The organism is Paucibacter sp. DJ2R-2 (assembly GCF_025717675.1).
Lineage (GTDB): Bacteria > Pseudomonadota > Gammaproteobacteria > Burkholderiales > Burkholderiaceae_C > Paucibacter_A.
In genome coordinates this window covers 15927-29482 of record NZ_JAJIRT010000018.1, presented here as the reverse complement: position 1 = coordinate 29482, position 13556 = coordinate 15927, and the positions used below count along the sequence as shown (strand labels likewise).

The window sequence follows — 13556 nt, the reverse complement described above, 5'->3', positions numbered from 1 at the left end:
TGAGCCCGCACACGGACTCCGGAAGGAGTCCGTGGCTGGCGAAGGCCAGACAGCGATACAAGCGGGATGGCTGAGCCGGCGCACGGATTCCGGGAGGAGTCTGTGGCTTGCGATGTCTGCGACCCGTGCCGGCTGAACTCAGTGCCGCGCATCAAAGGCCAGAACTGCCTGCGCGATCTGGCCCAGCGGCAGCACCGAGTCCACGCCGCCTTGTTCGATGGCGACCTTGGGCATGCCGAAGACCACGCAGCTGGCTTCGTCCTGCGCAATGGTGCGGGCGCCGACGTTGTGCATCAAGCGCATGCCGCGGGCGCCGTCGTCACCCATGCCGGTGAGGATGATGGCCAGCGCGTCACCGCCCGCACACTCCGCCGCTGACTTGAACAGCACGTCGACCGAGGGCTTGTGTCGGTTGACGTTGGGACCGTCGAAGACTTCGACAAAGTACTGGCCTGCGCTTTTGCGCAGCTGCATATGGCGGCCGCCTGGCGCGATCAGCACCAGACCTCGCTCCAGGCGGTCGCCGCTCTTTGCTTCGCGCACCTCCATGGCCGCGGCGGCATTCAAGCGCTCGGCATACATGGCGGTGAAGCGTTCGGGCATGTGTTGAACCACGGCCATGCCCGGGGAGTCGGCCGGCAGGGACAGCAGAATCGCTTCGAAGGCCTGGGTGGCGCCGGTCGAGCCGCCCAGAACAATCGGCTTGTTGACGGCCAGCGCACGCAACGGCGCCACCGGTCTGGGGGCAAGCGGCTTTTCCACCACCGCATCTTGGGTCTGGCGTCGCGGCCGACTCAAGGCGGCTGCCTTGAGGGTCTGCAGCAGCTCGCGTCGGGAGTCTTCAAGAAACTGTTTGAGGCCCAGGCGCGGCTTGGCAATGATGGCCACCGCGCCGGCAGCCAGTGCATCGAGTGCCACGCGGCTGCCTTTCTCGGTCAGGGTGGAGCAGATCACGGTGGCGATCGGCGCCTCCGCCATCAGCTGGCGCAAGAAGGTCAGGCCGTCCATGCCAGGCATTTCGATATCGAGCAGCAACACATCGGGGCGCTGCTTGCGCAAGGCCGGTGCGGCAATGATGGGGTTGGGTGCGGTACCGATCAGCACCAGGTCGGGGTCGCCCTGCAGCAGATGCTGCATGGCTTGCCGAACCACGGCGGAATCGTCCACGGCGTACACGGTGATGGGCATCGTTGGCTCCTGGGCAAGGGCGTCAAGCAGCGACCGCGCAGCTGCCAAGCTTCCGGAAGGCCCCGGTGGCCAACTGCTCCATGGCGGTGTCGCACAGCAGCCGTCCTTCCGCCATGCCGGTAAAGAGCAGGCCACCCGGCTTGAGTTGGGTGAGCACGCGGTCGATCACCGTGCGCTTGGTGGGCGCGTCAAAGTAGATCAAGACATTGCGCAGAAAGATGACATCGAAGGGCCCGATGTCTTCAATGGGACGGCACAGATTGAGCCAGCCAAAGCGAACTTTCGCCCGCAGCTTTTCATGCATCTGAACCAGGCCTTTTGAGGGGCCTTCACCGCGCAGGCAGTAGCGCCGCCGCCTGTCCATGGTCACCTCATGCAGGCGTTCTTCGGGATAGATGCCGGCCGCCGCACTGCGCAGGACGCGATCGCTGATGTCGGTGCCCAGGATCTGCCAGTCGTCGCCAATGCTGCCTTGGGCGGCCATATCCGCCAGCAACATGGCAAGGCTGTAGGCCTCGTCTCCAAAAGACGAGGCGGCGCTCCAGATTGAAACTGCACTCGCGCGGGTGCGCGCCAGCTCTTTGCACATCAGCTCGAAATGAGCCGGCTCGCGAAAAAAATAGGTTTCGTTGGTGGTCAGGAGATCCACGGCCATCTGGAACTCGCCCGCGTCGTTGGGGCCGGAAATCAAATCGACATAGTCTTCGAAGCGCTGGATGTCCAGCTGCAGCAGCCGAGGCGTGAGCCGGGACTGGATCAAGGGTTTCTTGGTGTCAGGGAAGGCCAGGCCGACCGATTCGTGCATCAGGCTCCTGATGCGGCGGAAGGCGGCGTCGTTGAGTGGTCCCATCGTCGGTCCTCGGTAAGCTTGTGGGTCAGGCCGCTTCAGCGAGCTGATTGCGTTCGCACAGCACGGCCATATCGTCGAGATCGAAGGCGCGATCGGGCTCCAGCACGATCACAAAACGCTGGCCCAGCCGCCCCATGCCTTGGATGAAGTCGCGCCGAACGGCCGATCCGAAGTCGGGCGCGGGCTCGATGTCCGCAGCCGGGATGTCCACCACTTCACTGACAGCATCGACCAGCAGCCCCAGTTCCACCCGCTCGCCCTGGCGCATGGCATCGAAGATCACGATGCAGCTCTTTTTGCTCAGGCCGGCGGCCGGCCGGCCGAAGCGGGCGTGAAGGTCGATCACCGGCACCACGGCGCCACGCAAATTGATCACGCCGCGCACGAAGTCGGGCATCAGTGGCACCGTGGTCACGGGGCCGACCTGGATGATCTCTCGCACCGTCCGTATGTCCATGCCGAAGACTTCCTCACCCAGAGAGAAGGTGAGGTACTGCGATGTTGTGGCTTGCGTGTTCATGGCTTCGGGCTCCTGGCGGCTCAGTAGGGACGGAAGTTGCCGCGCGTTCCGGTGGCGGCGACACGGGGCGGCAGAGCCGAGACTGGCGGGTTGCCACGCATGGGCGAGTTGGGTGCGCGCCGTTCGACGAGGCGGGCCGCTTCGCTGCGTGGCTTGGGGGTTAGCACGGCTTCGCTGTCAAGGCGGAAGAAGGCCACGGCCTCCTGCAGCTGACCGGCTTGGTTGGACAGCTCCTCCGAGGTCGCGGCGAGTTCTTCCGAGGCGGACGCGTTTTGCTGCGTGGCCTTGCTGAGCTGAGTCATGGCGCCGCCGATCTGGTTGACCGACTGGCTTTGCTCCTGCGACGCCGCCGCGATCTCTTGCACCAGATCGCTGGTCTTTTGAATGCTGGGCACGATCTCGCCCAGCAGGCGTCCGGCGCGCTCGGCGGTGCTGACGCTGTCGCCGGCGAGGTCGCCGATCTCCTTGGCGGCCTCTTGGCTGCGCTCGGCGAGCTTGCGCACCTCGGCCGCGACCACGGCAAAGCCCTTGCCATGTTCCCCGGCCCGAGCGGCCTCGATGGCTGCATTGAGGGCCAGCAGATTGGTCTGGTAGGCGATGTCGTCGACGATGCTGATCTTGGCGGCGATCTGCTTCATGGCGGCCACGGTCTGCGTGACGGCCATGCCGCCTTCGCCGGCCTCCTTGTTGGCCTTGGTGGCCATGCCGTCGGTGACCTTGGCGTTGTCGCTGTTTTGCGCGATGGACGCGGACATCTGCTCGATGGACGCGGTGGTTTCTTCCACCGAGGCCGCCTGCTCGCTGGCGCCCTGGGACAGGCTTTGCGCGGTGTCGCTGACCTGGTTGGAGGCACTGTTCAGTGCCTCGGCAGCAGCGCGCACTTCGGCGATCACGGCGGCCAGCTTCTCGCAGCTGCTGTTGGCATCCAGCTTGACCTGCTCAAAGACGCCTTGGCCTTCGCGGCTGATGCGTTGGCTGAGGTCACCATTGGCCATGGCGGAGAACACGCGCACCACATCGTCAATGATGTCAGCGAGCGTCTCGCTGCTGGTGTTGGCATCTTGCTTGACGCGCTCGAAGGTGCCCTTGCAGTCGCGGGTGATCCGCTGCGACAAGTCGCCCGCGGCCAGGCCGCCGACCACGCGCCCGACGTCATCGAAGATGGTCGAGGTGGTCTCCATCATGGCGTTGATGCCCAGGCAGAGCTGCTCGATGGCGCCACTCTTGCCCTGCATGGAAATCCGCTGGGTCAGGTCGCCGTCGCGCGCGGCTGCCGTGACGACCTGGGCCTGCTCGACGGCCTCGCGAAGCATGCGGCTGGCCATCACTTCCGCGGTCACGTCGGTCGCGTACTTGACCACCTTGAACGGACGCCCGTCCATGTCGAAGATGGGGTTGTAGCTGGCTTGGATCCAGATTTCACGCCCGCCCTTGGCAATGCGTTTGTACTGCCCCGCATCGAACTCGCCGCGCCCCAGCTTGTCCCAGAACTGGCGGTACTCCAGGCTTTGCGAGACGCCGGGCTCGGCGAACATGCTGTGGTGCCGGCCCTTGATCTCGTCCAAGCTGTAGCCCACGGCGGCAAGCAAGTTTTCATTGGCAGTGAGAATGGTGCCGTCGAGCTTGAACTCGATCACGGCCTGTGATTTGCTGACGGCCTTGATTTGTCCCGCTTGGTCGGCCGCCTGCAGTGTGCCGGCGGTGATGTCGGTGGCGAACTTGACCACCTTGCTGGGCTTGCCATCCGGTCCGAAGACGGGGTTGTAGCTGGCTTGAATCCAGATCTCGCGGCCGCCCTTGCCGAAACGCTTGTACTGGCCGGAATCGAACTCGCCGCGCGCCAGCTTGTCCCAGAACTGACGGTACTCAGGGCTTTGCGCCACGCCGGGCGCGGCAAACATGCTGTGGTGGCGCCCCTTGATTTCATCGAGCTGGTAGCCGAGCAGATGCAGGAAGTTCTCGTTGGCGGTGAGCACGGTGCCGTCCGTGGTGAACTCGATCACGGCTTGTGACCGGCTGATGGAGTTCAGTACGGCTTGCAGTTCGTCCGCGCGCTCTTGCGCCAGGCTGGCGTCCGCTCGTGCGCGCTCGGCGTTTTCATGGGCTTGTTGCAGTTCGCTGCCGGCCACAAGTTGGGCGAGCCAGGAGGTGGAGTTGGGCGTCATGGCGGTGGTCCTTTGGCTTTGATGCGGTGTATCGCGGGTGGGGTGGCGGCGTCTCAGTAGGGACGGAAGTTGCCGCGAGTTCCGGTGGCGGCTGCGCGAGCTGGCTGCGCCGCGGCCGGCGGGTTGCCGCGCATGGGCGAGTTGGGTGCGCGCCGTTCGGTGGGGCGGGCCGCTTCGCTGCGCTGCTTGGGCGAGCTGGTGCCTTCGCTGTCAAGACGGAAAAAGGCCACCGCCTCCTGCAGCTGACCGGCCTGGTTGGACAGCTCCTCCGAGGTCGCGGCGAGCTCTTCCGAGGCCGATGCGTTTTGCTGCGTGGCCTTGCTGAGCTGGGTCATGGCGCTGCCGATCTGGTTGACCGACTGACTTTGCTCCTGCGACGCCGCCGCGATCTCTTGCACCAGATCGCTGGTCTTTTGAATGCTGGGCACGATTTCGCCCAGCAGGCGCCCGGCGCGCTCGGCCGTGCTGACGCTGTCGCCGGCGAGGTCGCCAATCTCCTTGGCGGCCTCCTGGCTGCGCTCGGCGAGCTTGCGCACTTCGGCGGCGACCACGGCAAAGCCTTTGCCATGTTCCCCGGCCCGAGCGGCCTCGATGGCTGCATTGAGGGCCAGCAGATTGGTCTGGTAGGCGATGTCGTCGACGATGCTGATCTTGGCGGCGATCTGCTTCATGGCGGCCACGGTTTGCGTGACGGCGACACCGCCTTCGCCGGCTTCCTTGTTGGCCTTGGTGGCCATGCCATCGGTGACCTTGGCGTTGTCGCTGTTCTGCGCGATGGATGCGGACATCTGTTCGATGGATGCGGTGGTCTGCTCCACCGCGGCCGCCTGTTCGCTGGCGCCCTGGGACAGGCTTTGCGCGGTGTCGCTGACCTGGTTGGAGGCGCTGCCCAAGGCCTCGGCGGCGGCCCGAACCTCGGCGATCACGGCGGCCAGCTTTTCGCAGCTGCTGTTGGCGTCCTGTTTGACTTGCTCGAAGACGCCGGTGTAGTCACGCGTTACGCGCTGGGTCAGGTCGCCCGAGGCCAGGGCGCTGAACACCCGGCCCATGTCATCAAAGATGACCCCGGTGGTTTCCATCAGGGCGTTCACGCCGGAACAGAGATGTTCGATTGGCCCCGTCTTGCCTTGAAGGGGGATGCGACCGCTGAGGTCGCCCAAGCGTGCGGCGGCGGTGACTTCTTGTGCTTGCTCGACCGCCTCACGCAGCATGCGGCTGGCCTGCACCTCGGTCGTGATGTCGGTCGCGTACTTGACGACCTTGAAGGGCCGGCCGTTGAGGTCGCGAATCGGGTTGTAGCTGGCTTGAATCCAGATCTCGCGGCCGCCTTTGCCGACGCGCCTGTATTGCCCAGCGTCGAAGTCCCCCCGGGCCAATTTCTCCCAGAACTGGCGGTACTCCGCGCTCTGAGCGAGGCTGGCCTCGACCAGCATGCTGTGGTGGCGGCCCTTGATCTCGTCGAGGCTGTAGCCCACCGTGGCCAGGAAATTCTCGTTGGCGTTCAGCATGGTGCCGTCGAGCTGGAACTCGATCACTGCTTGTGACTTGCTGACGGCCTTGATCTGCCCCTCGTAGTCGGCCGCCAGAAGCTTCGCTGCGGTGATGTTGGTGGCGTATTTGACAACCTTGAACGGGCGACCGTCCCCGTCCAGGATGGGGTTGTAGCTGGCTTCAATCCAGATTTCGCGGCCCGCCTTGCCGATGCGCTTGTACTGGCCGGCGTCGAATTCGCCACGGCCGAGCTTTTCCCAGAACTGCCGGTATTCAAGGCTCTGGACATGGCTCGCTTCCACGAACATGCTGTGGTGGCGACCCTTGATTTCGTCCAGGCTGTAGCCGACGGCCGCCAGGAAGTTCTCGTTCGCGCCCAAAATGGTGCCGTCGAGCTTGAACTCGATCACGGCCAGCGACTTGTGGACGGCCTTGAGTTGGCCTTCATGGTCGCTCGCTTGCAGTTTGGCCGCTGTGATGTCGGTCGCGTACTTGACGACTTTGAAGGGCCTGCCGTCCATGTCAAAGATGGGGTTGTAAGTGGCCTGAATCCAGACTTCACGCCCACCCTTGCCGATGCGTTTGTACTGCCCCGCGTCGAACTCACCGCGCCCCAGCTTGTCCCAGAACTGGCGGTAGGCCACGCTTTGCGAGACGCCGGGCTCGGTGAACATGCTGTGGTGCCGGCCCTTGATTTCGTCCAAGCTGTAGCCCAGGGCGGCCAGGAAGTTCTCATTGGCCCAGAGAACCGTGCCGTCGAGCTTGAACTCGATCACGGCCTGCGATTGGCTGACGGCTTTCAGTTGCCCGGCTTGTTCGGCGGCCTGCAGCACGACAGCGGTGATGTCGGTGGCGAACTTGAGCACCTTGCTGGGCTTGCCATCCGGTCCGAAGACGGGGTTGTAGCTGGCCTGGATCCAGACCTCGCGGCCGCCCTTGCCGATACGCTTGTACTGGCCGGAATCGAATTCTCCGCGTGCCAGCTTGTCCCAGAACTGACGGTACTCGGGGCTTTGCGCCACGCCGGGCGCGGCAAACATGCTGTGGTGGCGTCCCTTGATTTCATCGAGCTGGTAGCCGAGCAGGTGCAGGAAGTTGTCGTTGGCGGTGAGCACGCTGCCGTCCATGGCGAACTCGATCACGGCCTGCGACTTGCTGAGGGCGCCAAGCACGGCTTGCAGCTCGTCCGCGCGCTCTTGCGCCAGGCTGGAATCCGCTCGTGCGTGCTCTGCGTTTTCATGGGCTTGTTGCAGTTCGGCGCCGGCCACAAGTTGGGCGAGCCAGGAGGTGCGAATCTGCGTCATGATGTGTGTCCTTCGCGAAGTGGAGCGGTGTGACGATTGGCGTGGCGGTGGGGGGGATCGGTGGCGAGTTGGCACAGCGAGTGCACATCGAAGATCAGTGCGACTTCACCGTTGCCCAGAATGGAAGAGCCCGACATGCCGCGCAGGCTGCGGAACATGCGGCCCAAAGGCTTGATGACGGTCTGATGCTGGCCCAGCAACTGGTCGACCTGAACCCCGTAGCGCTGGCCGCTCGACTGCAGCACGACCACGCTGCTGCGTTCGGGCGTGGCTGAGTCGATGGCATACAGTTCGCGCAAGCCCACCACTGGCAAGACCTGACTTCTCAATTCGACGGTGCCCCGGCCGCGCTCGTCCATGGCGGCCAAGGCAGGGCGGTTTTCGATCACCTCGACCACCGCATCCAGGGGGAAGATGAATTTGGACTGGCCGACGCCGACCAGGAAGCCGTCGATGATGGCCAGGGTCAGAGGCAGTCGGATGGTGATGCGCGTGCCTTGGCCTTCGACGCTGTCGATGGCGACATTGCCGCGCAGCTGCTCGATATTGCTGCGCACCACATCCATGCCGACCCCGCGGCCGGACAGATTGGTCACCTTCTCGGCCGTCGAGAAGCCCGGGGCGAAGATCAGGCGCAGGATGTCGGCATCGCTTGGCTGTACGCCGGCTTCGAGCAGCCCCCGCTCCCAAGCGCGCTGCAGCACTTTCTGGCGGCGCACGCCGCGCCCGTCATCCTCGATCTGGATCAGGATGCTGCCCGCTTCGTGACGCGCCGAAAGCGTCAGCCGCCCCTGGGGTGATTTGCCGGCTGCGATGCGCTCCTCTGGCGACTCAAGGCCGTGGTCGAGTGCATTGCGAACCAAGTGCATCATGGGGTCGGCAATACGTTCCACCACCGACTTGTCCAGCTCGGTGTCGCCGCCCATGATTTGCAGGGCAACATCCTTGTTCAGTTCAGCGGCCGTGTCCCGCACCACACGGCGAAAGCGCGAGAAGGTCTCGCCGATCTGCACCATGCGCAGTTGCAGCGTGCCGTTGCGAACCTCTTCGACCAATTGTCCGATCTGTTCATTGGCGGCCATCAAGGCTCCCTGGCGGCTCTGCTTGGCAAGCAAAGATGCGCCGGCACTGGCAATGACCAGTTCACCGAGCAGGTTGATCACCAGGTCCAGTCGGTCGGCGGGCACGCGGATGAAGCGTGGTTCATCGCTGGCGGCAGGGGCTGAACTTGTGCGTGGCGGGGGCGTATCGTCCGGTCGAGCAGAGGCCGGCGTGGCTGTTGCCGCTGTGCTCGAATTCAAGGAGGCAGTCGAGTCCAGGCTGTGACCGCGATCGAGGGCGGCCCCCTGAAGTGAAGCATCGGGCAGTGCTTCGATGTGCACCTGCGATTCAGCGCGGATGAAGTCGAACGCGGCTTCGAGTGTGCTGTGTTCGACGGCCGAGCTGAAGGCGAAGCTGAGCGTCAGGTAGCAGGCTTCCGGGTCCATGGCTTGAAGTTCCGGCATCCGAGTACTTGTGCACTGCAATTCGCTCAAATCACCGAGCCCGCGCAAATAGCTGAGAAGCGCCAGGGGATCCATGCCATCCCGAAAGGTCTCGATGCCGAAGTCGATCCGGATTCGCCAGGACTTCAGGCCGGCATCGGGGGCTGACTCGCTGCTCGGAGCTGTGACGGCCTGAACTTGCTGCATAGATGGGGCGGAGATTGCTCGCAGGCTTTGAACCAGGGCCTCTCGCCGAGAAGCCGACGCGGCATCGGCAGGCGCTTGTCGTTCCGCTGCGCAAATGAGCACGCGTATCTCGTCATTGCAGCGCAGCAGCAGCGTGCTTGTTTCTGGCGTTAGGGACGCAGCGCCATCGCGCAATTGGTCCAACAATGTCTCAACGTGATGGGTGAATGCGGCAACCTCGTCCAGGCCGAACAGTCCCGCGGACCCTTTGATGGTGTGAGCGGACCGGAACAGGGCGTCGAGCAGTTGTCGGTTGCCCGCGTCGCCTTCCAGCTCAAGCAGCAACTGCTCCAGTGCGGCAAGGTGTTCATGGGCTTCGCTGATGAAGGCGGGCAGTGCCTCGGCAATGAAGCTGGTGTCCTGTTCTTGCGGGCTCATGAGGCGGCTCCTTGGTTGGGCGTCAGCAGGTCTTGCACGCCAAGGGCGGTGCTGGCCTGAATCAGGGCGCTGCTGGGGGCCACGAGGCTGATGGCTTGGCCGCGGTGTTCGCAGGCCTGTGCCAAGGCCAGCAGCAGCTGCAGACCTGCAGAGTCGATGTCGGTCACCTGCGATGCGTCGAGAAGCAGAGCGCTTTCTGCGGCGGGCAAGTCACGGATCAGGCTGGCATGCAAGTCGCCGACCGTGTAGATCGTGAGCTCGGCGGGAAGGGCATAGGGGGCGTTCATGATGGTCTCCTCAGGCCTGCACCAAACGTGCGACGGCATTCAGCAGCTGAGTGGGGTCGAAGGGCTTGACCAGCCAGGCCTTGGCGCCGGCAGCGCGACCCTTTTCGATCATGGCGTCCTGGTCTTCGGTGGTGAGCATCACCACCGGCGTGAATCGATGGCGCGGGTGCGCCTTCAGCTTGTGAACGAAAGTGATGCCGTCCATGCGCGGCATGTTCACGTCGCTCAGGATCAGGTTGACGCGCCCAACTTTCTCGAGTTCGTCCAAAGCGTGGAGGCCGTCGTGCGCTTCCAGCACGTCATAGCCGGCCCTTTGCAGCGCCATGCGCACGACCATGCGCAAAGAGCTGGAGTCATCGACGATGAGGATCAGTTTGGGCATCACGGCCTCCGGGTTCAGAAGAAGGTCAACTTGGCGCCACGCGCCGCTTCAGGCCTAGGCGCGCCCGCCAGCTGGCGTTGCTCGGGCGTTGTGTAGCCTTCGCTCAGCAAGGCCTGCCAGTCCGAGGCATCCAGCGGCTGGCCTGAGCGCAGCGCTTGACTCAGCTGCTTTGTGCCGCGCTCGATCGATGCACTCACCTGCTCGAGCATTTGTTGCACCCGATCCTGAAACTGCAGGGCCACCATCAGGGTCTCGACCTGCTGGCGCACCGCGGCACCGCGACGGCTCAGTTCAGCAGCCCGCTGATGAAGGGCGGCCACTGCGTGGTCGACCTGCTGGACGACCTCATCGATGCTGCGCTCCGCATGTTCAAACACCTGGTTTTCTGTGGCCTGGTCCGCGGTGGCTTGCTGCAAGATCTGCTGAATGCGATCCGTGAAGCCGGTGACTTGTTGGCCAATGCGGCGGCCTGTATCGCCGGATCCGGTCGACAAGCGCCTGACCTCAGCGGCGACGACGGCGAAGCCTCGGCCGGTCTCTCCCGCACGGGCAGCTTCGATGGCCGCGTTGATCGAAAGCAGATTGGTTTGGCGCGCCAAAGTAGCCACCTCTTCGGCCATGTCCTGGAGCTGGGCCGAGGTACCGGCCAGTGAGCGCACGTCGCCAAGCAGCTGTTCTCTTGCGTCGAGGAACAGATGGAAGCGTTGTGTCACGCTGTGCAGCTGTTGCTCGCATTGGCTAAGGATGTCCGCACGCACGTCCAAGGCGTCGGATTTGCACGGAGCGCCATCGGGCTGCTCGATGATGGCGTCCAGATGCACCAGGACTTCGCCAAAGCCTTGAATGACCGATTCGGTGGCGGTCTGAATTTGCGCTTGGGCAGTGTTGAGATGGCCGCGCCAGAGTTCGCTGGCCTCATCCAAGCGCGCCAGCCAGACCTCAGCGTTTGCCTCGGTGCTCTGAGTTTCGCGCTCGACGGAGAGCGCGCCCAGCCAGCCAAATGAAACCTGGGCCAGTCGCTGGCGCAGCAGCAGAAGCGCTGCTTGCCACGGCGGAGAAGCAGCCAGCTCCAGCGGCATCCGGCCATCGGCGGGCAAGCGATTCGGACGGCTGTCAGTGCTGTGCATCCTGCTCTCCCAAGGGCCCTAGAACGTGTCTTGAGTCAATTGATAAAAATGATTTGAATCAATTGTTGAGCTGATTGTCTGGCTTTATTTGATAAATATGTTTGTTTTGCTGGCCTGCTTCCGTGCTGATCCTCACGAAATGCTTGGGTGTTGATGGTTGTTGCCGATTTAAGCGTCCTCGCTACGCTGCGGCTATGGCTCCGCGCAGGCGTCGTACACACGCTGGCCACACAGGAGAGGGCGGGGTGAGTCTTTGGTGGTAGCAGCTGGCAGAAACCCTGGCGGCGGCCGAGACCATCAATGGCTTTAGCGCCCCGGCCTTGCAGCTGATCAAGGAACTGGTCAACCGCAGCTTTGAGAGCGGCCTGAAGGAAGGCGAGACCTCCGAGCGCTGCGTCTTTCACGCCGTGTTCGGCACCGACGATCAGCGCGAGGGCATGGATGCCTTCCTGAACAAGCGCGCGCCTGTCTTCAGGCACGGCAAGCGCTGAAAGCTGGCGTTTAAATGAAAAAGGGGAGGCCGAGGCCTCCCCTTTTTGTACACGTCAACTCAGCTCTTGATCAGGCTTCGCGGCGCAATGCCGGGAACAAGATGATGTCGCGGATGCTGGGCGAATCGGTGATCAGCATCATCAGTCGGTCGATGCCGATGCCGCAGCCGCCGGTCGGGGGCATGCCGTATTCCAGGGCGCGGATGAAGTCTGCGTCAAAGAACATGGCTTCTTCGTCGCCGGCGTCCTTGTTGGCCACCTGGGCGTGGAAGCGGGCGGCCTGGTCTTCGGCGTCATTCAGCTCGGAGAAGCCGTTGGCGTACTCGCGGCCGGTGATGAAGAGCTCGAAGCGTTCGGTGATCTTGGGGTTGCTGTCCGAGGCTCGGGCCAGGGGCGAGACCTCGACCGGATAGTCGATGATGAAGGTCGGCTGCCAGAGCTTTTCTTCCACGACGGCCTCGAACATGCCGAACTGCAGCTCGGGCAGGGTCCAGTGCTTGGGTGCTTCTTCGCCCAGGTCCTTGAGCTTGGCGCGCAGCAGCTCCGCGTCGTCGGCCTGCTCGGCGCTCAGGCCCGCATGGGCGACCAGGGAATCGCGCACCGACAGGCGGGCGAAGGGCTCGTCCAGATGCACGTCCTTGCCGGCGTAGGTCACGCGGGCATTGCCGGTGGCGGCACGCGCGGCGTGGCGCAGCACCTCCTCGGTGAAGTCCATCAGATCATGGTGCGTCCAGTAGGCCGCATAGAACTCCATCATCGTGAACTCGGGGTTGTGCCGAACCGAGATGCCTTCGTTGCGGAAGTTGCGGTTGATTTCGAACACGCGCTCGAAGCCGCCCACGATCAGGCGCTTCAGGTAGAGCTCCGGCGCAATGCGCAGGTACATCTCCTGGTCCAGCGCGTTGTGGTGGGTGATGAAGGGCTTGGCGTTCGCGCCACCCGGGATCGGGTGCAGCATCGGCGTTTCCACTTCCAGGAAGCTGTGCTCGACCATGAAGCTGCGAATCGAGGACACGGCCTTGGAGCGGGCGATGAAGCGCGCGCGGGCATGCTCGTCGGTGATCAGGTCGACATAGCGCTGGCGGTATTTCTGCTCCTGGTCGGCCATGCCGTGGAATTTGTCCGGCAAGGGGCGCAGGCTCTTGGTCAGCAGGCGCAGATTGCTGACGCGCACCGACAGCTCGCCGGTCTTGGTCTTGAACAGCTGACCCTCGGCGCCGACGATGTCGCCCAGGTCCAGATGCTTGAAGGCGTCGTAGCTTTCCTCGCCGACGCCGTCCTTGGTGACGAACAGCTGGATACGTCCGGTCGCGTCCTGCAGGGTGCCGAAGGAGGCCTTGCCCATCACGCGCTTGAGCATCAGGCGGCCGGCCACCGAGACGGCCACGGCCTGCGGCTCCAGGGTCTCATTGTCCAGATCGCCATAGCGCTGCGTCAGCGGCAGGGCGCGGTGCTGGGGTTTGAAATCGTTGGGGAAGGGGACGGCGGTCTTGGCGCGCAGGGCGGCCAGTTTCTCGCGGCGTTCGGTGATCAGCTGGTTCTCGTCCTGGGCTGCAGGGGCGTGGTGCGGAGCGGGAGGGGTGTGCTGGGTCATCATCAACTCGTTGAATTTGCGCTGATTTTAGGCGCAGTGGCATGGCGGC

General features: G+C 63.9%; 11 protein-coding genes. 1 reads left to right on the top strand and 10 read right to left on the bottom strand.

The genetic code is table 11. From position 1 onward, the window contains the following. Positions 1-138: 138 nt before the first annotated feature. Genes LNV28_RS24575 through LNV28_RS24535 form a run of 9 tightly spaced genes read right to left on the bottom strand, consistent with a single transcriptional unit; the run spans position 139 to position 11422 of the window. Complete coding sequence (locus LNV28_RS24575) at positions 139-1188, bottom strand: protein-glutamate methylesterase/protein-glutamine glutaminase (RefSeq protein ID WP_263517091.1); 1050 nt, start codon at positions 1186-1188, stop codon at positions 139-141. Positions 1189-1210: 22 nt separating this feature from the next. After that, positions 1211-2038, bottom strand: coding sequence for a CheR family methyltransferase (locus LNV28_RS24570; protein WP_263517092.1), 828 nt, complete (start codon positions 2036-2038; stop codon positions 1211-1213). Between the two features lie 25 nt (positions 2039-2063). Next, positions 2064-2558: a chemotaxis protein CheW gene (locus LNV28_RS24565; protein WP_263517093.1), complete on the bottom strand. Its 495-nt coding sequence runs from the start codon at positions 2556-2558 to the stop codon at positions 2064-2066. 20 nt (positions 2559-2578) lie between these two features. Next, on the bottom strand, positions 2579-4723 hold the full coding sequence (locus tag LNV28_RS24560; protein ID WP_263517094.1) for a methyl-accepting chemotaxis protein: 2145 nt from the start codon (positions 4721-4723) through the stop codon (positions 2579-2581). 53 nt (positions 4724-4776) lie between these two features. Continuing rightward, a complete protein-coding gene (locus LNV28_RS24555; protein WP_263517095.1) occupies positions 4777-7518 on the bottom strand; it encodes a methyl-accepting chemotaxis protein in 2742 nt (913 codons plus the stop codon). After that, a complete protein-coding gene (locus LNV28_RS24550; protein ID WP_263517096.1) occupies positions 7515-9626 on the bottom strand; it encodes a chemotaxis protein CheA in 2112 nt (703 codons plus the stop codon). The genes LNV28_RS24555 and LNV28_RS24550 overlap by 4 nt, the downstream gene beginning before the upstream one ends. Continuing rightward, complete coding sequence (locus LNV28_RS24545) at positions 9623-9913, bottom strand: STAS domain-containing protein (protein ID WP_263517097.1); 291 nt, start codon at positions 9911-9913, stop codon at positions 9623-9625. Before LNV28_RS24545 ends, LNV28_RS24550 begins: the two co-directional genes overlap by 4 nt. Positions 9914-9923: 10 nt before the next feature. Then, entirely contained in the window at positions 9924-10295 is a 372-nt protein-coding gene (locus LNV28_RS24540; RefSeq protein WP_263517098.1) for a response regulator, read from the bottom strand. Positions 10296-10309: 14 nt separating this feature from the next. Next, the gene (locus tag LNV28_RS24535) at positions 10310-11422 is read right to left on the bottom strand and encodes a methyl-accepting chemotaxis protein (protein WP_318013900.1); all 1113 of its coding nucleotides are present in this window, start codon (positions 11420-11422) and stop codon (positions 10310-10312) included. Positions 11423-11688: 266 nt separating this feature from the next. Between LNV28_RS24535 and LNV28_RS24530 the strand changes: the two genes are divergently transcribed. Beyond that, a complete protein-coding gene (locus LNV28_RS24530) occupies positions 11689-11913 on the top strand; it encodes an enoyl-CoA hydratase-related protein (RefSeq protein WP_318013901.1) in 225 nt (74 codons plus the stop codon). Positions 11914-11983: 70 nt separating this feature from the next. On the opposite strand, the gene lysS is transcribed toward LNV28_RS24530, so the two are convergent. Continuing rightward, positions 11984-13510 (bottom strand): lysine--tRNA ligase, encoded by a 1527-nt coding sequence (gene lysS, locus LNV28_RS24525; protein ID WP_263517099.1) that lies wholly within the window; start codon positions 13508-13510, stop codon positions 11984-11986. Between the last annotated feature and the right edge of the window lie 46 nt (positions 13511-13556).